The 22,042-nt window shown below is 73.1% G+C and carries 18 protein-coding genes; 8 read left to right on the forward strand and 10 right to left on the reverse strand.

What is annotated here, in order from left to right:
• Positions 1–53: 53 nt before the first annotated feature.
• Genes IE305_RS05170 through IE305_RS05185 form a run of 4 tightly spaced genes read right to left on the reverse strand, consistent with a single transcriptional unit; the run spans position 54 to position 3,859 of the window.
• Positions 54–659 carry a hypothetical protein gene (locus tag IE305_RS05170; RefSeq protein WP_373311520.1) on the reverse strand — a complete coding sequence of 202 codons (606 nt, stop codon included), beginning with the start codon at positions 657–659 and terminating at the stop codon, positions 54–56.
• A 59-nt stretch (positions 660–718) separates the two neighbouring features.
• Positions 719–1,546, reverse strand: coding sequence for an ABC transporter permease (locus IE305_RS05175; protein WP_190128237.1), 828 nt, complete (start codon positions 1,544–1,546; stop codon positions 719–721).
• 19 nt (positions 1,547–1,565) lie between these two features.
• Positions 1,566–2,567: an ABC transporter ATP-binding protein gene (locus IE305_RS05180; protein WP_229890601.1), complete on the reverse strand. Its 1,002-nt coding sequence runs from the start codon at positions 2,565–2,567 to the stop codon at positions 1,566–1,568.
• Positions 2,568–2,620: 53 nt separating this feature from the next.
• On the reverse strand, positions 2,621–3,859 hold the full coding sequence (locus IE305_RS05185; RefSeq protein ID WP_190128238.1) for an NYN domain-containing protein: 1,239 nt from the start codon (positions 3,857–3,859) through the stop codon (positions 2,621–2,623).
• Between the two features lie 228 nt (positions 3,860–4,087).
• On the opposite strand from IE305_RS05185, the gene IE305_RS05190 reads away from it, so the two are divergent.
• A complete protein-coding gene (locus IE305_RS05190) occupies positions 4,088–4,246 on the forward strand; it encodes a hypothetical protein (RefSeq protein WP_190128239.1) in 159 nt (52 codons plus the stop codon).
• Positions 4,247–4,327: 81 nt separating this feature from the next.
• Here the strand turns inward: IE305_RS05190 and dnaE are convergent, their stop codons facing one another.
• Positions 4,328–7,879: a DNA polymerase III subunit alpha gene (gene dnaE / locus IE305_RS05195; protein WP_190128240.1), complete on the reverse strand. Its 3,552-nt coding sequence runs from the start codon at positions 7,877–7,879 to the stop codon at positions 4,328–4,330.
• Between the two features lie 181 nt (positions 7,880–8,060).
• On the opposite strand from dnaE, the gene IE305_RS05200 reads away from it, so the two are divergent.
• The 6 genes from IE305_RS05200 (at position 8,061) to IE305_RS05225 (ending at position 14,487) form a co-directional block, all read left to right on the forward strand.
• Positions 8,061–9,386 (forward strand): DUF2252 domain-containing protein, encoded by a 1,326-nt coding sequence (locus IE305_RS05200; protein WP_190128241.1) that lies wholly within the window; start codon positions 8,061–8,063, stop codon positions 9,384–9,386.
• 38 nt (positions 9,387–9,424) lie between these two features.
• On the forward strand, positions 9,425–10,087 hold the full coding sequence (locus tag IE305_RS05205; RefSeq protein WP_229890603.1) for a hypothetical protein: 663 nt from the start codon (positions 9,425–9,427) through the stop codon (positions 10,085–10,087).
• A gap of 73 nt (positions 10,088–10,160) precedes the next feature.
• Positions 10,161–11,003, forward strand: a complete 843-nt coding sequence (locus IE305_RS05210) for a thioredoxin domain-containing protein (RefSeq protein ID WP_190128242.1) — start codon at positions 10,161–10,163, stop codon at positions 11,001–11,003.
• 75 nt (positions 11,004–11,078) lie between these two features.
• The gene (locus IE305_RS05215) at positions 11,079–11,744 is read left to right on the forward strand and encodes a hypothetical protein (protein WP_190128243.1); all 666 of its coding nucleotides are present in this window, start codon (positions 11,079–11,081) and stop codon (positions 11,742–11,744) included.
• 84 nt (positions 11,745–11,828) lie between these two features.
• Positions 11,829–12,686: a thioredoxin domain-containing protein gene (locus IE305_RS05220; RefSeq protein WP_190128244.1), complete on the forward strand. Its 858-nt coding sequence runs from the start codon at positions 11,829–11,831 to the stop codon at positions 12,684–12,686.
• A 121-nt stretch (positions 12,687–12,807) separates the two neighbouring features.
• On the forward strand, positions 12,808–14,487 hold the full coding sequence (locus IE305_RS05225; RefSeq protein ID WP_229890605.1) for an alkaline phosphatase D family protein: 1,680 nt from the start codon (positions 12,808–12,810) through the stop codon (positions 14,485–14,487).
• Between the two features lie 17 nt (positions 14,488–14,504).
• Here IE305_RS05225 and IE305_RS05230 read toward each other — a convergent pair whose 3' ends face one another.
• The gene (locus IE305_RS05230; RefSeq protein ID WP_190128245.1) at positions 14,505–15,095 is read right to left on the reverse strand and encodes a dienelactone hydrolase family protein; all 591 of its coding nucleotides are present in this window, start codon (positions 15,093–15,095) and stop codon (positions 14,505–14,507) included.
• Positions 15,096–15,194: 99 nt separating this feature from the next.
• On the opposite strand from IE305_RS05230, the gene IE305_RS05235 reads away from it, so the two are divergent.
• On the forward strand, positions 15,195–16,298 hold the full coding sequence (locus IE305_RS05235; RefSeq protein WP_190128246.1) for a mechanosensitive ion channel family protein: 1,104 nt from the start codon (positions 15,195–15,197) through the stop codon (positions 16,296–16,298).
• A 5-nt stretch (positions 16,299–16,303) separates the two neighbouring features.
• Here the strand turns inward: IE305_RS05235 and IE305_RS05240 are convergent, their stop codons facing one another.
• The 4 genes from IE305_RS05240 to IE305_RS33425 all read right to left on the reverse strand — a co-directional run bounded on the left by IE305_RS05240 (position 16,304) and on the right by IE305_RS33425 (position 21,917).
• Positions 16,304–17,896 (reverse strand): Na+/H+ antiporter, encoded by a 1,593-nt coding sequence (locus tag IE305_RS05240; RefSeq protein ID WP_190128247.1) that lies wholly within the window; start codon positions 17,894–17,896, stop codon positions 16,304–16,306.
• A 90-nt stretch (positions 17,897–17,986) separates the two neighbouring features.
• Positions 17,987–18,928, reverse strand: coding sequence for an RluA family pseudouridine synthase (locus tag IE305_RS05245; protein WP_190128248.1), 942 nt, complete (start codon positions 18,926–18,928; stop codon positions 17,987–17,989).
• 51 nt (positions 18,929–18,979) lie between these two features.
• Positions 18,980–19,540: a signal peptidase II gene (gene lspA / locus IE305_RS05250; RefSeq protein WP_190128249.1), complete on the reverse strand. Its 561-nt coding sequence runs from the start codon at positions 19,538–19,540 to the stop codon at positions 18,980–18,982.
• A gap of 64 nt (positions 19,541–19,604) precedes the next feature.
• Entirely contained in the window at positions 19,605–21,917 is a 2,313-nt protein-coding gene (locus tag IE305_RS33425; protein WP_268255858.1) for a TraR/DksA family transcriptional regulator, read from the reverse strand.
• Between the last annotated feature and the right edge of the window lie 125 nt (positions 21,918–22,042).

Consider the following 22,042-nt stretch of genomic DNA (forward strand, 5'->3'; position numbering starts at 1 on the left):
TCCACCTCGCAGGCATCTTCCTCTGGTCAGCACGCTGATCCGAAAGAAACGACCTAGGGCAGCGGCAGCGGTAGCGGCGGCTCGGGGTCTCGCGGCGTGAACAGCGCCGTGAGGCCGAGGTGGGTGGCCATCGCGGCCAGCGGCCACGCGAGGAGCATCCCCTTCGCGCCCAGTTTCAGCGGCGCGTCGAAGACGACGTTCTTTCCGACGGCCTTCGCGTGCGCCACCACGTCGGACGTGGGGCCCAGCCACACGCCGAGCCGCCAGCCGACGACCGACGCCAGCAGGGAGCCGGCCGCCAGGCCGAGGACGAGGGCGATGCCGCCCGCGCGGCGCCACAGGAAAACGGCGACGGCGCTCAGCGCGCCCAGGAACAGGCCGAGGAAGGCGAACCAGCCGTCCGCCCCGATGGCCTGCTCCCCTTCCGTGTTCTTCAGGTAGACAGCCTTGCCGTCGGAGATCAGCGGGACGCGCGGCGCCAGCCACACCCACAGCAGCCCGAGCAGCACGCCGCACACCGCGACGGCCACCGTCACGACGGACGCCTGCCGCAGCTCGGCCACGGTCTCCTCGGCGCGGACGCGGGTGAGGTCCTCGTCGACGGGCAGCTCGGGGGCCGCGTCGGGCTCGGGGTCGTGCGGCGTCAGCGGTGCGGTCACCTTGTCATCGTGCCAGGTGGCCGCGGACGGCGCGGCACCAGGCCGGTCGCTGCGGCGCGTCACCGGACGGCGGCCCGGCGGTAGGCCCAGGTGGCGACGGCCAGCGACACCACGCCGACGGCCGCGCACACCCCCAGGTCGGCCACGACGCGCAGCCAGTCGGGGTGGGCGTCGTAGCTGTGGGCGAGGGCCTCCACGCCGTAGGTGGAGGGCAGCAGGTCCCGGGCCCAGGCCACGGGCTGTGGCAGGTGGCCGGCCGGCAGGACGCCGAGGAGCAGCGCCGCCGACATGCCCAACTGGCCGCCGAGGGTGGCCAGTTCCTGGCGGGGGGCGAGCAGGCCGATGGCCGCGCCGAGGCCGGCCAGGGCCGCGCCGGCCAGCGGGACGACCGCCGCGAGCACCCACAGGTGGGCCATCGGCAGCCCGAACAGCACGCTGCCGGTGACCGCGGTGACGGCCGTGCCGGGCACGGTGAACGACGCGTACGCCCCGGCGGCGCCCAGCACCACGGCGGCGGGCGGCACGGGCAGCGTCGCGTAGTGGTCGAGGCCGCCGCCGGCCCGGAGCTGGCCGAAGTACTGGGCGAGCAGGTTCAGCGCGACGAAGGCGACGACCAGCACGCTGGAGCCGGCCACGACGGCCCGGGCGGCCTCGCCGCCGTCGACGACGCCCCGCATGAGGACCATGATGCCGACGGACTGGAAGGTGGCCACGAACAGCAGCGGTATCCGGGCGACGCGGGCGCGGGAGAGCTGGGCGCGGTAGACGGCCGCCAGGGCCGGCAGCAGCCGGGGCGCGGGCGCCAGCGGCGCTCCTTCCACGGGCCGGGCCGGGCCCGGCGCCCGGGTCTGTCCTCCGGACACCGCCTCTGCGGACACGGCACTCACGCGGTACGGCTCCTCTTCCTCATCCCTTGACCAGCCCCCGGTCGGCGCCGCCCAGCGCCAGGTAGACGTCCTCCAGGCTCGGGGTGGTGAGCGTGAAGTCGTCCAGTGCCGCGAAGGCCGGGCCGCCGGTGACGGCGGCGACGGCGGCGCGGGCCCGCTCCGGGTCCAGCCGCAGCGACCAGCGGCGGCCGGTCTCGTGGGCCGCCGCGCGCAGCGCGGCGACCTCGGGCACGTCCAGCGGGGGCCCGTCGCGCCACACCAGGTCGACCCGGACCTCGTCGCCCACCAGGCGCTTCAGCCCGGCCGGCGTGTCGCAGGCGATGATCCGGCCGCGTTCCAGCACGGCGACCCGGTCGAGGACCGTCTCGGCCTCGATGACGTTGTGGGTGACCAGCAGCACGGTGGTGCCGTGCTCGGCGCGCCGCCGGTCGACGGCTGCCCACACGGCGCGCCGGGCGACCGGGTCCATGCCGGTGGTCGGCTCGTCGAGGACGAGCAGGGGGCGTTCGCCGACGAGGGCGGCGGCGAAGCAGGCGAGGCGGCGCTGGCCGCCGGAGAGCTTCTTCAGCGGGCGGTCCGCGAGCGGGGCGAGGCCGAGCTCGTCGAGGACGGCGTCGCGCTCGGCGCGGGCCGCGGCCAGCGGCAGGCCGCGCAGCCGGCCGGTGGTCTCGGCGGCCAGGGCGACGGTCAGCTCGTCGAGGGCGGTGGACTGCTGGCCCAGGTAGCCGACGAGGCGGGCGGCGCGCTCGGGGTGCCGTACGAGGTCGTGGCCGAGCAGCTGCACGCTGCCGGCGTCGGGCCGCAGCAGGCCGGTGAGCTGGCGGACGAGGGTGGTCTTGCCGGCGCCGTTGGGGCCGAGCAGGCCGAAGATCTCGCCGCGCCGTACCTCCAGGTCGATGCCGTCGGTGGCGCGGACGGGGGGCGCGGCGGGGGTGCCGCGCCGGCCGCGCGCGGCGGGGTAGGTCTTGACCAGGCCGCGCACGGTGCACACCGTGTGGCCTGCGGCCTGCTCCGTTCTCACGAGCTATGAGGGTACGCGCCCCCGGCGGGCGGCTCGCCGCAGGGGCCGGGTGTTCAGTCCCCCGCGGGGGCGTGCTCGGCCGCGGTGCGCGCGTCGATCTCGCGCCAGAAGCCCGCCCGGATCGCGTACCGGTCGCGTTCGTCGATCTGGTCGTCCTTGTGGGCGAGCAGCCCGAACCGGGCCGCGTAGCGCAGCAGCTCCCCGTCGATGCGGTGCGGGATACGGGGGTACTGGGTGGACAGGCTCTGCAGGTGGGCGGTGTCGGTGATGCGCTCGACCCAGCGCCGCGCGAAGACCTGGCCCACCTCGAAGGGGTCGCCGCCGACGGTGGTGATGTCCTCCTCGCGGTCGGCCCAGCGCTGCTCGGCGCTGGTCAGCTGGGCCAGGGTGGGCAGGGCCGCGATCTCCGGGGGTTCGGGGGCGGTGCCGTTGCCGGGGCGCTCGATCCAGCCACGGTCGGAGGACCAGCGGAGGGTGGCGTTGGCGGAGACGCCGGCCGGGGCGGCGGGCGGGGCGGGCACCGGGGCGGGGCCCTTGCCGAGGCCGGCGAGGTCCTTGGGGGTGGGCACGGTGCGGGGCGCGGCGGGGGTGGTGTCGCTGCCGTTGGCGGGGGCGGGCCGGGCGGTGTCGCCCTCGGCCTCGGAGTGGGAGTGGGTCTCGGCCGTGGTCTCGGGCAGCGGCGCGGCGAGGATGGCGGCGATCTCGGGGCGGGGCGCGGGCGCCGGCGGGCAGGCGCCGGCCTGTTCCCGGGCCCGTACGGCGCGGGTGATCCAGGCGCGGTCCAGGACCCGCCGTTCGTCGGCCTCGGCGACCAGGTCCTCGGACTGGTTGTAGTCGCCGTCGGCGGCCTGCACGGCCCACAGGTGCACGGCCACGCCGTGTTCCTTGGCGGCCATCATGCCGGGCAGCAGGTCGCCGTCGCCGGTGACGAGCACGACGTCGGAGCAGGCGCGGTTGCGGGCGAGCTCGGTGAGCTCGGCGTGCATGGCGGCGTCGACGCCCTTCTGTGCCCAGCGGCCGTCGCTGCGGGTGAGGGCGCCGAGCCGGACGGTGACGCGGGACATGACGCGCAGCCGGCGGTGTTCGGGTTGCGGTACGCGGTCGGGGGCGCCGTCGAACCAGTAGATGCGCAGCAGCGGGCGCTGGGTGTCGGACTCGGCGCGCTCGCGCAGGCCCTGGATGAGGGTGGCGTGATCGACGGTGATGCGGGAGCGGGCGGGTTCGCCCGCCAGCAGGCTCGCGGCGGCGCCCAGCAGGTACCCGGCGTCCACCAGGACGACGCAGCGGTCCACGTTCCACCCTCTTTCAACGGGTCTTCCCAGCGGTCGGCTTGCCCAGGAGTCTGCCCGACCCGGCGGGGGTTATCAGTCGGAACTGGATCATCGGCGTGGCGGATTCGGGCCGGGCGTGCTCCCCGCGCCCCCTTCACGGACGGTAATGACCCGAAATGCGCGATTGACCGGCGCGTGCGAGCGTGGTTGCCGGGGGTCGTCGCGTTGTCCCACGGGAGGCACACCAGCATGGCCAAGAACAAGGACCGCAAGCAGCAGAAGAGCTCGACGCAGTCGTCGGAGAAGGCCCGGAGCTCGGCGATGGAGTCGCAGTCGAAGAGCGCCGTCCAGCCCACCCCGGGTGATGTGGCGCGGAAGCACCGCGAGCGGCGTTTCGGCCACAACTGAGGGGGCGTGTGGATGGACGAAGGGGCGCGTCCGTCGTCCGACGGGCGCGCCCCTTGACGTGGGCGGTGCGGGCGGCGTGCGTCAGCCGGCCAGGCAGGACGGACCGAGCAGCGCCTTGAGGTCGCCGAAGAGGGCGGGGTCGGGGGTGACCCGGTGCCGGTCGAGCCGGAGCACGGTGGTCTTCCGGGCGCCCTGGAGGCGGATGCGGACCTCGGTGGAACCCTTGTGGTGGCTGAGCACCTGGCCCAGCTTCTCCACCAGCGGCGGGGTGACCTTCACCGTGGGGATGGTGATGAACACCGGCGCGTTGCTGCCCGCGTTGGACAGGTCGGGCACCATCAGCTCCATGGCGACGAGGCGCGGGATGTCCTCGCGCTTGTCGAGCCGGCCCTTGACGAAGACGACGGCGTCCTCGACGAGCTGGGTGGAGACCAGCTGGTAGGTGGCGGGGAAGAACATGCAGTCGATGGAGCCTGCCAGGTCCTCGACGGTGGCGATGGCCCAGGCGTTGCCCTGCTTGGTCATCTTCCGCTGGAGGCCGGAGATGATGCCGCCGATGGTGACGATCGCACCGTCGGCGTGCTCACCGCCGGTGAGCTGGGAGATCGCGGCGTCGGCCTTGTCGTTGAGGACGTGCTCGATACCGAACAGCGGGTGGTCGGAGACGTAGAGGCCGAGCATCTCCCGCTCCTGGGCGAGCAGGTAGGACTTCTCCCACTCGACGTCGGAGAACTCCACGTCCATGCCGAAGCCGGGGCCCTCGTCGGCGCCGTCGTCGCCCATGCCGCCGAAGAGGTCGAACTGGCCCTCGGCCTCCTTGCGCTTGACCTGCACCACGTTGTCGATCATCGGTTCGTAGTGCGCGACGAGGCCCTTGCGGGTGTGCCCCATCGTGTCGAAGGCACCGGCCTTGATCAGCGACTCGACGGTGCGCTTGTTGCAGACGACGGCCTCGACCTTGTCGAGGAAGTCGGGGAAGGAGGTGTACTTCCCCTTGGACTTGCGGCAGCGGATGATCGAGTCGACGACGTTCTGGCCGACGTTGCGGACGGCGGTGAGGCCGAAGAGGATCACGTCGTCGCCCTGGGCCGCGAAGTTGGCCTCGGACTCGTTGACGTTCGGCGGGAGCACCTTGATGCCCATGCGCCGGCACTCGTTGAGGTAGATCGCCGACTTGTCCTTGTCGTCGCGCACCGAGGTGAGGAGCGCCGACATGTACTCGGCCGGGTAGTTGGCCTTGAGGTAGGCGGTCCAGTAGGAGACGAGGCCGTACGCGGCGGAGTGGGCCTTGTTGAAGGCGTAGCCGGCGAAGGGCACCAGCACGTCCCAGAGCGCCTGGATGGCCTCGTCGGAGTAGCCCTTCTCCCGCGCGCCCTTCTGGAAGAGGACGAAGTTCTTCGCCAGCTCCTCGGGCTTCTTCTTGCCCATCACGCGGCGGAGGATGTCGGCCTCGCCGAGCGAGTAGCCGGCGACGATCTGGGCGGCCTTCTGCACCTGCTCCTGGTAGACGATCAGGCCGTAGGTGACGTCCAGGACCTCCTTGAGCGGCTCCTCCAGCTCCGGGTGGATCGGGGTGATCTCCTGCTGGCCGTTCTTGCGGAGGGCGTAGTTGGTGTGCGAGTTCATGCCCATCGGGCCCGGCCGGTAGAGCGCGGACACGGCGGAGATGTCTTCGAAGTTGTCGGGCTTCATCAGCCGCAGCAGGGACCGCATGGGGCCGCCGTCGAACTGGAAGACGCCGAGGGTGTCGCCGCGCTGGAGCAGCTCGAAGGTCGTGGGGTCGTCCAGCGGCAGCTCCAGGAGATCGATCTCGGTCCCCTTGTTGGCCTTCACCATCTTGACGGCGTCGTCCATGATGGTGAGGTTGCGCAGGCCCAGGAAGTCCATCTTCAGCAGGCCGAGCGACTCGCAGCTCGGGTAGTCCCACTGCGTGATGGTCACGCCGTCGGTGTGCCGCACCCAGACGGGGACGTGGTCGGTGATCGTCTCGCTGGACATGATCACGCCGGCCGCGTGCACACCCATCTGCCGCACCAGGCCCTCGACGCCGCGGGCGGTGTCGATCACCTTCTTCACGTCCGGCTCGTTCTCGTACATCGCGCGGACCTCGCCCGCCTCGCTGTACCGCGGGTGGTTCGGGTCGGTGATGCCGGAGAGCGGGATGCCCTTGCCGAGGACGTCGGCGGGCATCGCCTTGGTGATGCGGTCGCCCATGGCGTACGGGTAGCCCAGGACGCGCGCGGAGTCCTTGATCGCGTTCTTGGCCTTGATGGTGCCGTAGGTGCCGATCATGGCGACCTTGTCGGCGCCGTACTTCTCCGTGACGTACCGGATCACCTCGGCGCGCCGGCGCTCGTCGAAGTCGATGTCGACATCGGGCATGGAGACGCGCTCGGGGTTGAGGAACCGCTCGAAGATCAGGCCGTGCGGGATGGGGTCGAGGTCGGTGATGCCGAGGGCGTACGCGACGATCGAGCCTGCCGCCGAGCCACGGCCGGGGCCGACCGCGATGCCGTTCTTCTTCGCCCACATGATGAAGTCGGCGACGACGAGGAAGTAGCCCGGGAACCCCATCTGGATGATGACGTCCATCTCGTACTCGGCCTGCTTCTGCCGGTCCTCGGGGACGCCGCCGGGGTACCGGCGGGCCATGCCGCGCCGGACCTCCTCCTGGAACCAGGTGACCTCGGTGTAGCCGTCGGGCACGTCGAACTTCGGCATCAGGTCGCGCTTCTCGAACCAGCCGGTGGTGTCGACCTGCTCGGCGACCAGGAGGGTGTTGCGGCAGCCCTCCTGCCAGGCGTCGGAGGAGTCGACGGCGTACATCTCGTCGGTCGACTTCAGGTAGTAGCCGGAGCCGTCGAACTTGAAGCGGTCGGGGTCGGAGAGGTTCTTGCCGGTCTGGATGCAGAGCAGGGCGTCGTGCGCGCCGGCCTCGTGCGCGTAGGTGTAGTGCGAGTCGTTGGTGACGATCGGCGGGATGCCCAGCTCCTTGCCGATCTTCAGCAGGTCCTCGCGGACCCGGCGCTCGATCTCGATGCCGTGGTCCATCAGCTCCAGGAAGTACCGGTCCTTGCCGAAGATGTCCTGGTACTCGCCGGCGGCCTTGCGGGCCTCCTCGTACTGGCCCAGCCGCAGCCGGGTCTGGAGCTCGCCCGAGGGGCAGCCGGTGGAGGCGATCAGCCCCTCCGACCACTGGGCGAGGGTCTCCTTGTCCATACGGGGCCACTTCGTCAGCCAGCCCTCGGCGTAGGCGTCGGAGGAGAGCCGGAAGAGGTTGTGCAGACCCGTCTTGTTCGCCGCCCAGATCGTCTTGTGGGTGTAACCACCCGAACCCGAGACGTCGTCCTTCTTCTGGTGCGGCTGGCCCCACTGGATGCGCCGCTTGTTCCGCCGCGACTCGGGCGCCACGTACGCCTCGATGCCGATGATCGGCGTGACGCCGGCGCCCTTGGCCTGGTGGAAGAAGTCGTAGGCGCCGTGCAGGTTGCCGTGGTCGGTCATGGCGATGTGCGTCATGCCCATCTCATTGCAGGCGGCGAACATGTCCTTCAGCCGCGCCGCGCCGTCCAGCAGCGAGTACTGGGTGTGGACGTGCAGGTGCGTGAAGGGGGGCCTGGACGAGGCGGACACGGTGGGGAGACCTCCGGCAGGACTTCCATGGGGCGGGCGGGACAGTCTCGAAGGTTACCGGCCCCCACCGACAGGCGCGGGCACGCGCCGGTAGCCTTCCGCGTTGAAGGCGGCAGAACGTGTGTACGCCTCATGACCCACCCTCCCCCGGCCGCCGGGGGGAACCCCAGGAGGACCTGCGATGGCGCTCGAGCACGACCGGGCCACGGACCGCGGCGAGGAGATCCTCGCCGTCTTCGACACGGCGTTCGGCGAGCTGCTGGCGGCCGACCCCGCGGCCTTCCGGGTCAAGTTCCGGAAGATGGCCGCCTCCGCCTTCGCCTTCTACCGCGGCACCGCGTGCCTCTTCTACTCCGACCTGGCGCACGGCCGCGACACCGGCCCCTACCTGGACGAGCGCACCTCCCGCGTGTGGATCCACGGCGACCTGCACGCGGAGAACTTCGGCACGTACATGGACGCCGGCGGCCGCCTGGTGTTCAACGTCAACGACTTCGACGAGGCGTACGTCGGCCCCTTCACCTGGGACCTCAAGCGCTTCGCCGCCTCCGTGGCCCTCCTCGGCCACGCCAAGGCGCTCAGCGACGAGAAGATCACCGAGCTGGTCCGGATCTACGCCGGCGCCTACCGCGAGCGCATCCACGCCCTGGCCACGGGTGCGAAGGACGACGAGCTTCCGCCCTTCACGCTGGACACGGCCGAGGGCCCCCTCCTCGACGCCCTCCGCGAGGCCCGGGCGCAGACCCGCTTCGGGCTGCTGGCGACGATGACGGAGATCCGCGACTTCGAGCGCCGCTTCACCGAGGGCGGCGGCACGATCGAGCTGGACGCGGCCACCCGGTACAAGATCCTCGCCGCCTTCGACGGCTACCTGGAGACGCTCCCCGAGACCAGCCTGTCCCGCCCCGACTCCTACCGCGTGAAGGACGTCGTGGGCCGCCGGGGCATCGGCATCGGCAGCGCCGGCCTGCCCTCGTACAACATCCTCCTGGAGGGCAACAGCGACGCCCTGGAGAACGACGTCGTCATCTACATGAAGCAGGCCCAGACCCCGGCGGTGTCGCGGCACGTCACCGACCGCCGGGTGCGGGAGTACTTCCACCACGAGGGCCACCGCACGGTGATCTCCCAGCGCGCCCTCCAGGCGCACGCCGACCCGTGGCTCGGCTGGACCGAGCTGGACGGCGCCGGGCAGCTGGTCGCCGAGGTGTCGCCGTACGCCGTCGACCTCGACTGGTCCGACATCGACGACCCGGCGGAGATCGCCGCCGTCGTCGCCGACCTGGGCCGGGCCACCGCCGCGATGCACGCCGCCGCCGACGACCAGAGCGGCCACTCGCTGGTGCCGTTCTCCACCGAGCGCGCCATCGACGCGGCCATCGCCGCCGACGAGGACGGCTTCGCCGGGCTGCTGGTGGACTTCGCCCACACCTACGGCGCCCGGGCCCGCGCGGACCACCAGATCTTCGTCGACCTGTTCCGCAACGGCCGCATCCCCGGCCTCTAGCCCGGCCCCGCGGCTTTAGGCAGCCCTTAGCTCCGGCCATGACAGACTCGGCAGCCATGGACATATCGGCAGCACGCCCGCGGGCCCTGCGCGCGGCGCTCTTCACGGCGCTCTGCGTGCTGCTGTCCGCGTCCTCCCACGTGCTGCTGTCCGGCATGCCCCTGCCCGCGCCCACCGTCGCCGCGACCTGCGCGGGCGTCTTCGCCCTGGCCTACGCCCTGGCCGGCCGGGAGCGGGGCTACGGGCACATCGCCGCCCTGCTGGTCCCGCTGGAGCTGGCGGCCGGCGCGCTGTTCAGGGCCGGCCAGGACACCTGCGGCGGCGGCCCCGGCGGGCACCCGCCCGCGTCCACCCCCCTGACCTGGCTGTGCGGGGCCGGCGTGGGCGGGCCGCTCGCCCGCGTCGCCGCGCCCGGCGCGGCCCCCTGGGTGCTGCTGGCCGGGCACGTCGTCGTGGCCCTGCTGGGCGCGCTGTGGCTGCGGCGCGGCGAGGCCGCTCTGGTCCGGCTGCTGGCCGCCGCGGCTGCGGCCGCCGTCCGCCCGCTGCGGCTGGCCGCGGCGGCCGCGCGCCCCCTGCGCCTGCCGCCCGGCGCGGCCCCCCGGGCCGTACGCCGCGATCCCTCCGCCCGGCCCCGGCCGGGTCTCTTCCTGCACTCCGTGGTCCGGCGCGGCCCGCCGGCCGGTGCCGCCGCCCTCGCCTGACGCCGCCGTCACGCCGGGGGCTGCGTACCCGCACCGACCGAGCCACCACGCATCCACGGAGAGACCACCCACCATGAGCAAGCGCAACACCTGGGAGCACAAGCAGACGGCCCGCGAGCGGCTGCGCGCCGAGCGGGAGCGGCAGGCCAAGAAGGAGAAGACCCGCCGCCAGCTGCTTGTCGGCGGCGCCGTCGTCGCCATCCTGGCCGTCGCCGCCGGCATCGGCGTCGCCGTGACCACCATGGGCAAGGACGGCGGCGGCAGCACCGACGCCTCCTGGAAGGCCGCCGCCGACAAGCCCCTGGTCAAGCCCGCCAACACCGGCGGCGACAAGGGCACCGAGATCGTCCTCGGCAAGAAGGACGCCCCGCACACCCTGGAGATCTACCAGGACATGCGCTGCCCCATCTGCTCGTCCTTCGAGCAGAACGTCGGCGACACCATCGACAAGGACCTCAAGGACGGCAAGTACAAGGTCTCGTACCACATCGGCACGTTCCTCGACCGCAACCCGCAGATCGCCGGCACCGGTTCGAAGAACGCGCTGAGCGCGCTGGGCGCGGCCCTCAACGTGAGCACCGACGCGTTCGCCGCGTACAACAAGGCGCTGTACTCGAAGGCCAACCACCCCGAGGAGACCAAGGACGAGTTCGCCAAGGACGACGTCCTGCTGAAGGTCGCCCAGGAGGTCCCGGCGCTGAAGAACAACGCCGAGTTCGAGAAGAACGTCAAGGACGGCACCTACGACAAGTGGGCGCTGGAGGTCTCCGACGCCTTCGACAAGGCGAAGGACGTCACCGGCACCCCCACTCTCAAGCTCGACGGCAAGAAGCTCACCGTCGACACCCCTTACGGCAAGGGCGCCCCGACCACCCTGGAGTCCTTCACCTCCGTGATGGCCGCCCAGCTGAAGTGACCGGGCCGGACTAACGAGCCGAAGTAACCGAATCGAGACACCGCGGCCGCACCGGCCCGTGGCACACTTCCGCCCATGGAGGGGACGGCAGGGCGCTACAGGGCGGTGCGTGCCGCGCTGTTCTCGGCGTTGTGCGTGACGCTGTCCGCGGCGTCCCACGTCCTGCTGTCGCACGTACCGCTGCCCCTGTTCACCGTCGCCGCCGTGGCGGGCGCCTTCTTCACGCTCGCCTACGCGCTGGCCGGGCGGGAGCGCGGCTACGGGGCCATCGCGGCGCTGCTCGTGCCGCTGGAGCTGGCGGCCGACACCCTCTTCACCACCGGCCAGGACGCGTGTTACGGCCCGGCGAAGGGCCCGTTGGCGGGGCCGCTGCACTCCATGGGCGTCGACCTGGTCTGCCGCGGCGACGTGGGCGGGCCGCTGGCGCCGGGCACGTACCAGGGCTTCCTGGGCGGCCCGGCCGCTCCCTGGCTGCTGCTCGCCGCGCACGTCGCGGTGGGCCTGCTGGCCGCCGCCTGGCTGCGCCGCGGCGAGGCCGCGCTGGGCGGCCTGTTGCGCACGCTGGCCGCCGTGGCCTTCCGCCCGCTGCTGCTGCTGGCCCTGGCCGCGCTCCGCGCCCCGGTCCGCCCGGCCCGGCCCCGGCCGCGGCCACGGCGCGCGACCGGACCGACCCGGCCACTGCCGTCGCTCACCCACTCCGTCGTGCGGCGGGGGCCGCCGTCGTGCCGGGCCCACGCCTGAGCACTCCGGCATTCCGCGGCCGGGGCCCGCGCCACCGCGCGGCCCGCCGCTCCCCGTCCCTCCTCATCGCACGCGGAGACCCCCATGAGCAACCGCAACACCCCGCCGTCCCCGACCAGCGCCCGCGAACGGCTGCGCGCGGAACGCGAACGGCAGGCGAAGAAGGCCAAGACGCGCCGCCAGCTGCTGGTGGGCGTCTCGGTCGTGGCCGTGCTGGGCGCCGCCGCCGGCATCGGCGTCGCCGTCACCAAGATGTCCGACGGCGGCAAGAACACGAAGGTCAGCAGCGAGGACTGGGAGGCGGCGGCGAAGAAGGCGGCCTTCCGGCAGCCGAAGAACACCACCGGTGACAAGGGCACCGTCGTCGTCATCGGCAAGCAGGACGCCAAGAACACCCTCGAGGTCTACGAGGACATGCGCTGCCCCATCTGCGCGCAGTTCGAGCAGGCCGCGGGCGACGTGGTCGTGAAGGACATCAAGGACGGCAAGTACAAGGCCCAGTACTTCATCGGCACGTTCCTCGACCGCAACCCCATGATCAAGGGCTCGGGCTCGAAGAACGCGCTCAGCGCGCTCGGTGCGGCGCTCGACGTGAGCCCGGACGCGTTCCTCGCGTACAAGAAGGCGCTGTTCTCGGCCGACAACCACCCCGACGAGCGGGACGACGCCTACTCCGACGACGCGAAGCTGCTGAAGATCGCGCAGGAGGTGCCGGCCCTGAAGGGCAACGACGCCTTCAAGAAGGCCGTGGAGGACGGCACGTTCGACAAGTGGGCGCTGGAGCTGTCGGGCGCCTTCGACCAGCGCGTGGGCCAGGGCAAGGACCTCCAGGGCACGCCGGGCTTCAAGCTGAACGGCAAGGTGCTGGGCGACGAGCAGGGCCGGGCGCCGCGCAACGCCGAGCAGTTCACGGCGCTGGTGGACAAGGGGCTCCAGAAGTAGCCCGTGACGTGGGTGCGTTGACGCGTCGCGGGTGACGGGTGGCCGAAGGGCGGACGAACAGTCGGTGAGCGTCCGTCCTCCGGCTTACCTCTGGTGCTACTGGGCAGTACAGTGACGGTCCGTGACATCACACGCATCCGACGACATATCACGAGACATCACGCGCCGCAGAGCCGTGCAGGCCGTCGCCGCCGGCGCGACCGCCGCCCTCCTCCCGCTGGGCGCCGCGGCCGCCGCCGTCGCCGACTCGGACCCGCCGGGCAACGGCACCGCGGCCCCCGCCTTCCTGCACGGCGTCGCCTCCGGCGACCCGCTGCCCGACGGCGTCCTGCTGTGGACCCGCGTCACGCCCACCCCCGACGCGGTGCCCGGCTCCGGCCGCGGCCCGGCCGTGGACGTCGCCTGGCAGGTCGCCGAGGACGCCGGCTTCGCGAAGGTGGTCGCCCAGGGCAGCACCACCGCGACGGCCGCCACCGACCACACCGTCAAGGTCGACGTCCGGGGCCTGCGCCCCGCCACCGCCTACCACTTCCGCTTCACCGCCGGCGGCGTCACCTCCCCCACGGCCCGCACCCGCACCGCCCCCGCGCACGACGCCGCCGTGACCGGCCTGCGCTTCGGCGTGGTGTCCTGCGCCAACTGGGAGGCCGGCCACTTCGCCGCGTACCGCCACCTGGCGGAGCGCCGGGACCTGGACGCGGTGTTCCACCTCGGCGACTACATCTACGAGTACGGCACCGGCCAGTACCCCGCGGAGAAGTACGTGGTGCGGCCGCACTCCCCCGCGCACGAGATCATCACCCTCGCCGACTACCGCACCCGGCACGGCCGTTACCGCACCGACCCGGACCTCCAGGCCGTGCACCACGCCCACCCGATGGTGGCGATCTGGGACGACCACGAGTTCGCCAACGACGCCTGGTCGGGCGGTGCGGAGAACCACACGCCCGGCACCGAGGGCGACTGGGCGGCGCGCGTCGCGGCGGCCAAGCAGGCGTACTTCGAGTGGATGCCGGTGCGGCCGTCGGTGCAGGGCACCACGTACCGCCGGCTGCGCTTCGGCCGCCTCGCCGACCTGCATCTGCTGGACCTGCGGTCGTTCCGCTCGGAGCAGGTCAAGCCGGGCAGCGGCAAGGTCGACGAGGCCGGCCGCACCATCACCGGGCGGGTGCAGCTGGACTGGCTGAAGGAGGGCCTGGCCGCCTCCGACACCACCTGGCGCCTGGTCGGCAACCCGGTGATGATCTCGCCGGTGGCCTTCGGCGCGCTGCCCGCGTACCTGCTGGAGCCGGTGGCGAAGCTGCTGGGGCTGCCCTCGGGCGGCATCGCGATCAACACCGACCAGTGGGACGGCTACACGCACGACCGCCGGGAGCTGATCGACCACCTCGTGGGCCGGGGCATCCGCAACACCGTCTTCCTCACCGGCGACATCCACATGGCGTGGGCCAACGACGTGCCGGTGACGGCCGCCACGTACCCGCTGTCGGAGTCGGCCGCCATCGAGTTCGTCGTCACCTCGGTGACGTCCGACAACCTCGACGACCTGCTGCACGTGCCGCCGCACACCGTGTCGGTGGCCGCGGCGGGCGCGCTGAAGGCCGCCAACCGGCACGTGAAGTGGCTGGACATGGACGGCCACGGCTACGGCGTGCTGGACGTGACGGCGGACCAGGCGCAGATGGACTACTACGTGCTGTCGGACAAGGCCGACCCGGCCGCCACGTCGTCCTGGACCCGCTCGTACCGCACCCGGTCGGGCAGCCAGCGGCTGGAGCGCGCGGACGCGCCGGTGCGCTGAGCGGGGTCCAGCAGGGTCTAGCCCCGGGCGATGTCGTCGAGGAAGCCGAGGGCCGTCGTCCAGACGGCCCCGGCGGCCTCCGCGTCGTGGTCGGGCAGGTCCGGGTCGGTGAACAGGTGCCCGGCGCCGGGGTAGCGGTAGACCTCCACGTCCGCCCCGGCCCGGCCCATGCGCAGGTACCAGGCGTTCAGCCAGTCGTGCGGCTCGAACGGGTCGGGGTCGGCGACGTGCAGCTGCACCGGCAGCTCGTCCACGGCCGCGTCCTCCGGCAGGTCGGACGTGCCGTGCAGCAACAGCAGGCCGCGGGCCTTCTCGTCGTTCAGGGCGAGGTTCTGGGCGATCGAGCCGCCGAGCGAGAAGCCGGCGTACACCAGGCCGCGGTCCGACAGCGGGGCCGCGGCGGCGACGGCGCGGCGCAGCAGCTCGTCCCGGCCGATCTCGTCCTTGATGGCCATGCCGTCCTCGACGGTGTCCGCCGTGCGGCCCTCGTAGAGGTCGGGGACGTGCACCTCGTGCCCGGCCTCGCGCAGCCGGCCGGCCGCGGCGTGGACCGCGGGCCGCAGCCCGTAGGCCGAATGGAACAGCACAATCGTGGTAGGGGACGGCACTGGAGGTCACTTCCTTATTGCTGGATCGCTGTCCCCCATCGTGCCAGTTACGGTCGGAAGGGGCGCGCACCGGCAGTCGCCGGAAGGAGCTGGTGCCCGATGGAGGACGTGGTACGTCCCCTGGCCGTGGCCGGGGGCGCGCTGCTGATCACGCTGGTGGCCGGGTGGGCCGCGGACCGGGTGGTCCGCGAAGTGGCCCGGCGGCGGCCGCAGGAGGTGCTGTGGCGGCTGCTGCGGCGCTGCCGGGTGCCGCTGAGAGTGGTGCTGTGCGCGGCGCTGCTGCGGGCGGGTTACCCGTCGGCGGAGCTGGCCGGCGACCACGACGAGGTGGTCGGGCAGGTGCTGACGCTGGTGCTGATCGGGGCCTGCGCGTGGCTGGCGATACGGCTGGCCACGGCGATAGTGGAGGCCGGGTACGCGCGCTACGCCGCCGGGCAGCGCGACCCGGCCCGGATGCGCCGTGTGCGGACGCAGGTGACGCTGATCCGCCGGGTCGTCACGGCGGTGATCGGCGTGGTTGCGGTGGCGGCGATGCTGCTGACGTTCCCCGGGATGCGGACGGTCGGCACGTCGGTGCTGGCCTCGGCGGGCCTCATCGGCATCGTCGCCGGTGTGGCCGCGCAGTCGACGCTGGGCAACCTCTTCGCGGGGCTGCAGATCGCCTTCGGCGACATGGTGCGCATCGGCGACACGGTCGTGGTCGGCGGCGAGTGGGGCACCGTCGAGGAGATCACGCTGACGTACATCGTGGTGGCGACCTGGGACGAGCGGCGCATCACGATGCCGGTGTCGTACTTCACGGGCCGGCCGTTCGAGAACTGGTCGCGCGGCAATCCGCGGATGACCGGCACGGTCTTCCTCCACCTGGACCACACGGCGCCGATGGACCTGATGCGGGAGCACCTGCGCGAGGTGCTGATGAAGGCCCCGGAGTGGGACGGCCGGGCCTGGAGCCTGGTGATCACCGATACGACGCCCACCACGATCCAGGTGCGGGCGCTGGTGACGGCGAAGGACGCCGACGACATCTGGACGCTGCGCTGCGTGGTGCGGGAGGAGCTGCTGGCGTGGCTGCGCCGGGAGCACCCGTACGCGCTGCCGCGGGTGAACACCGCGCCGGCGCCGGGCCTGGACGACGCGCCGGACCGGCGGCAGGCCCCGCCGACGTCGGGCGACATCGGGCCGGGGCCGGGCACCACGTAGCCGCGTCAGATGCCGCGGAGGGTGCGTTCGTCGAGGTGCCGCAGGACCCGGTCGACCACTTCGGGGTCGGTGCCGGGTTCGCTGCGGGCCGCGATGACCTCGCGGCGGGCCGCCGACAGCAGCTCGGCCTGTACGCGGTGGAGGATGCGGAGCCGCTCCACGCGCTGGGCGTGCGCCTCGCGGCGCTCCTCGTCGACCATGTCGGGGCTGATGCGGGCGCCGATGTCGTAGGCGCGGCGGCCCAGCATCTCCATCATGTCCTCGGGGAGGTCCTCGGCCTCCACGATCTCCAGCAGCCGGTGGCGGGCCGCCCGGGCGGCGCGGGCGGCCAGCTGCCGTTCCAGCTCGCGGCTCTCGTCGGTGTCGGCGCTCACCCCCAGCACCCGCACCAGCCAGGGCAGGGTGAGGCCCTGCGCGACGAGGGTGACGATGATGACGGCGAACGCGATGAAGAGGATCTCGCCGCGGGCCGGGAAGCCCGTCCCGTCCTCCTTGTGCAGCGGGATGGCCAGGGCGAGCGCCACCGTGGCCACGCCGCGCATCCCCGACCACCAGGTGACCACCGTCTCGCGCCAGCTCATGAGGATTTCCTCGTCGACGTCGAGGCGCTTGTGCAGCTTCTTGGTGACCCAGGCGGCGGGCAGCAGCCACAGCAGCCGTACGCCGACGACGACGGCCACGACGATGCCGCCGATGCCGAGCATCTCGGCCCAGCGGCCGGAGGCGGTGCTGATGGCGTTGTGCAGCTCCAGGCCGACCAGGCCGAAGGCCACGCCGGTGACGAGGGTGTCGACGACCTCCCAGAAGGTGTGCCCGGCCAGCCGGCCGAGGACGTCGTCGGGGTCGTGGATGTACTCGGCCAGGTAGAGGGCGGTGGTCAGCACCGCGAGGACGCCGGAGCCCTTGAACTCCTCGGCCAGGACGTAGGACACGAACGGCACGAGCAGGGTGAGGCCGATCTGGAGGGTCGCGTCGCCGAGGACGTTCATCAGCCGGCGGGCGGCCCAGCCGAGCCCCAGGCCGACGGCGACGGCCACGACGGCGGACAGCACGAGCTCGGCGGCCGCCCGCGGGAGGGAGAAGCTGCCGCCGACGGCGGCGGCGATGGCCACGTGGTAGAGCACGATGGCGGTGACGTCGTTGAAGAGGCCCTCGCCCTCCAGGATGGACACCAGGCGCCGCGGCAGGCCGAGCGCACCGGCGACGGAGGTGGCGGCCACGGGGTCGGGCGGTGCGACGAGCGCGCCCAGGGCGACCGCCGCGGCGACCGAGATGCCGGGCACGATCGCGTTGGCGACGGCGGCGACGGCCGCGGTGGTGACGAAGACCAGCGCCACCGCCAGCAGGAAGATGGGCCGCCGGTTGGCGGCGAACTGGCGCCACGAGGTGCGCTGCGCCGTGGCGTACAGCAGGGGCGGCAGCACCAGCGGGAGGATGTACTCCGGCGGGATGTCGATGTTGGGGACGAACGGCAGCAGGGCGAGGACGATGCCGCCGATCGTCATCAGGACCGGCGGCGGCAGGCCCAGCCGGTCACCCAGCGGCACGGTGACCAGGGCACCGAGCAGCAGGACGAACAGCAGGGCGAGCTGGTCCACGGAGGCCCCCGGGCGGGTCGGTGCGGTGCGGTCGAACAGGCTTCCAGCCTGCCTCAACCGCGCCCGGCCCGCCCCACGGGCCCTCGTGCGTTACGCGCTTTCGGCGCGGACGGTGTCCAGGGCGTGCTGGAGATCGTCGGGGTAGGCGCTCTCGAACTCGACCCAGCGGCCGTCGGACGGGTGCTCGAAGCCCAGCCGCACGGCGTGCAGCCACTGGCGGGTGAGCTTCAGGCGCTTGGCGAGGGTGGGGTCGGCGCCGTAGGTCAGGTCACCGACACAGGGGTGCCGGTGGGCGGACATGTGCACCCGGATCTGGTGCGTGCGGCCCGTCTCCAGCTTGATGTCGAGCAGGCTGGCGGCACGGAACGCCTCGATGAGGTCGTAGTGCGTGACCGAGGGCTTGCCCTCGGCGGTGACGGCCCACTTGTAGTCGTGGTTCGGGTGCCGGCCGATGGGGGCGTCGATGGTGCCGCTCATCGGGTCGGGGTGGCCCTGGACCAGCGCGTTGTAGCGCTTGTCGACGGTGCGCTCGCGGAACTGCTGCTTGAGCAGGGTGTAGGCGCGCTCGGACTTGGCGACGACCATCAGGCCGGACGTGCCGACGTCGAGGCGGTGCACGATGCCCTGGCGCTCGGCGGCGCCGGAGGTGGAGATGCGGTAGCCGGCGGCGGCGAGACCGCCGATGACGGTGGGGCCGGTCCAGCCGGGGCTGGGGTGGGCGGCGACACCGACCGGCTTGACGATCACGACGATGTCGTCGTCGTCGTGGACGATCTCCATGCCCTCGACGGGCTCCGCGACGATCCGCACCGGCGCCGGCGGAGCCGGCATCTCGACCTCCAGCCAGGCACCGCCGGTCACCCGGTCGGATTTCCCGGCGGCGGCCCCGTCGAGCTGGACCTTGCCCGCTGCGGCCAGCTCGGCCGCCTTGGTGCGGGAGAAACCGAACATGCGGGCGATCGCGGCGTCGACGCGCTCACCCTCCAGGCCGTCGGGTACGGGAAGGGCGCGGATCTCGGGAATCGTGCTCACCTGTCGAGTATGCCGGACGGCTCGGCCGGTCCTGTCCGTCAGCCTGGTCCGTCAGTCCTGGTGGACGGTCCCGTCGGGGTCCAGCCCACGGAAGGACAGAATCACGATCAGGAAGCCGCCGCAGACGATCGCGGAGTCGGCAAGGTTGAAGACGGCGAAGTGCGCGGGCGCGATGAAATCGACGACGCCGCCCTGGAAGCCGCCCGGGGAACGGAACAGGCGGTCGGTGAGGTTACCGAAGGCACCACCCAGCAGCAGGCCGAGGGCCACGGCCCAGGGCAGGCTGTACAGCTTGCGGGCGATCCGGGCGATGGCGATGATCACAGCGGTGGCGATGAGCGTGAACACGATCGTCATGGCCTCGCCGAGACCGAAGGCCGCGCCACGGTTGCGGATCACCTCCAGCTGGAGCCACGTGCCGATGACCTGGATCGGGTCGTGGTGCTCCAGCTGGGCGACCACGAGCAGCTTGCTGCCGAGGTCGAGCAGATAGGCGAAGGCGGCCACGCCGAGCAGCACGCCGATGCGCCGCCGCCTGCCGCCGGTACCGCCCTTGCCGTCGGCCGTCGCCGTCGCCCCGGCGGGCGCCCCGGCCTGTTCCGCCTCTGTCACGTGAGTCCCTGTGAGTCGTGCCGCTCTGCTTGCTGGCAGGGTACGGCACGCGACGGGGGACGGGTCAGCGGCGTTCCTGCCGCTGCTTGCACTCCACGCACAGGGTGGCGCGAGGGAACGCCTGCATCCGGGCCTTGCCGATGGGTTTGCCGCAGTTCTCGCACAGGCCGTACGTGCCCGCCTCGATGCGCTCCAGCGCGCGCTCCGTCTGGTGCAGCATGCCGCGTGCGTTGTGGGCCAGGGCGAGCTCGTGCTCCCGGGTGATGTTCTTCGTCCCGGTGTCCGCCTGGTCGTCGCCGGCGCCGTCGCCCGAGTCGCGCATCAGCCCGCTGATCGCGGCATCGGAAGCGGCGATCTCGGCCCGCAGCCGCTCCGCCTCCGCGCGAAGCGCGTCCCGCGCCCCGGCCACCTCGGCCGGTGACCACGGCTCCTCCCCCGGCCGCACGGCCAGCGCCCCGGCCTCGGCAGCGGCCGTGCGGGCGCCCGGCACCTTCCCCATCGTCTTCTTAGCAGCCACGGTCTGGGCTCCCGTCTCGTCACGTGATGCGTCGGGCGCGGCCGCGGACGCCGCCACCGAGGCAGTCTTCCCCGCGGAACGCCCTTTCCCCGCCCCCCCACCCCTTTTGGCCGACGCACCGGCACTGGGTCCGACGGGACCGGCGTTTTCGGCCAGGGAGGGGGCATCGGCGCTGGGGGTGGGGGCGGAGGCGGCGGCTCCCTTCCGCACGGAGGCGGGCCGAGCGGGGCGCTGCACGGCGGGCACGGGCTCGACGACACCGGAGGTGGAAGCCCCCTCACCGGGAACGGACTGCGCTTCCCCACCGACGGCACCACTGGACCGGCCTTGCGCCTCCGCGGCAGCATCGGACCGGGCCTGCGCCTCGGCGGCGGCCTTGGCGGTACGACGCTTGGCAGCAGCCCGCTTGGCGGGGGCGGAGGGCGCGGAACGCTTGGCGGGGGCGGGGGGCGCCTCGGCGGCGCGGGGGGCGGCGGCTTCGGCGGCTGGGACGGGCTCGGCGTTCACGTCGGCCGGCGCCTTGGCGGTGCGGCGCTTGGCGGGGGCCTTCTTCACGGGGGCGGGCGGCGCCTCGGCGGCGGCTGCGCCCTCCGCTGCGGGGGCAAGCTCGGCGCTCACGTCGACCGGCGCCTTGGCGGCGCTGCGCTTGACGGGGGCGGCGGGCGCTTCGTCGGCGCGGGGGCCGGCGGCGGCCTTCTTGGCGGGGGCGGCGGCCCCGGTGGCTGCGACGCGCTTGGCGTCCACGCCGGCCGACGCCTTGGCGGCGCTGCGCTTGGCGGCGGCCTTCCTCGCGGGGGCGGGGGGCGCCTCGGCGGCCCGGGCGTCGGCGGCGGCTTCCGCTGCGGGTGCAGGTTCGGCGCTCACGTCGGCTGACGCCTTGGCGGCGCTGCGCTTGACGGGGGCGGGGGGCGTTTCGTCGGCGCGGGGGCCGGCGGCAGCCCCGGTGGCTGCGGCGTGCTTGGCGCCCGCGCCGGCCGACGCCTTGGCGGTGCTGCGCTTGGCGGCCGTCCTCTTCGCGGCGGCGGGCCCGGCGCTCACGTCGGCCGACTTCTTGGCAGTGCTGCGCTTGGCAGCGGCCTTCTTCACGGGGGCGGGCGGCGCCTCGGCGGCGCGAGGGCCAGCGGCGGCGGCGCGCTTGGCGTCCACGCCGGCCGGCGCCTTGGCGGCGCTGCGCTTGGCAGGGGCCTTCTTCGCAGGGGTGGGCGGCGCTTCATCGGCGCGAGGGCCGGCGCCAGCCTCGGCGGCAGCGGCCAGGGCGGCCCGCTTGGTGGCCGTCTTCTTCGCGGCGGCGGCCCCAGTGGCTGCGGCGCGCTTGGCGGCCGCGCCGGCCCGCGCCTTGGCCGCGCCACGCTTGGCGGGGGTCTTCTTCGCCGGAGCAGCCCGCTTGGCAGCCGCCTTCTTCGCAGGGGCCGGCCCCGCCTTGGCGGCGGCTCTCTTCGTGGGGGCCGGAGGCGCCTCGTCGGCGTGGGTGCCGGCGGTCGTCTTCTTGGCGGAAGCCTTCTTCGCGGGTGCGGGAGGCGCCTCCTCTGCGCGGGCGGCGGCCGCCTTCCTGGACGCTGGCGCCGTGGCGTCCCGCTTGGCCGGGGCGGCCTTCGCCGGTGCCTTCTTCGCCGGTACGGCGGCCTTGGCAGCCGTCTTTTTCGCCGGCGCCGGCCCCGCCCCGGCGGCGCGCTTGGGCGCGGCCTTCTTCGCGGCCGCGCGGGCCCCGCCGGCGGGCGCCTTTGCGGTGCGCGGTGCCGGGGCGGCTTTCTTCGCGGCTGTCGGCTCCGCCGACGCCTTGGCCGCCCGCGCACCGGCGGCCTTCTTGGCCGCAGCGGCGGGCCCCCGCGCCGTCGGCCTCTTCGCCGGTTTTTCCGCCACGGGCGCGTTCCCTTCACATTTTATGATCTTGCGCGCACATCGTGCGGGAACGATAAATCGGCACAGACCACGCGGCAACGGGGCACGCCGGTCTCCCCCCTCCCCTCCACGTCTATTCGGTCGGC

The organism is Streptomyces mashuensis (genome assembly GCF_014654785.1).
Taxonomy (GTDB): domain Bacteria; phylum Actinomycetota; class Actinomycetes; order Streptomycetales; family Streptomycetaceae; genus Streptomyces; species Streptomyces mashuensis.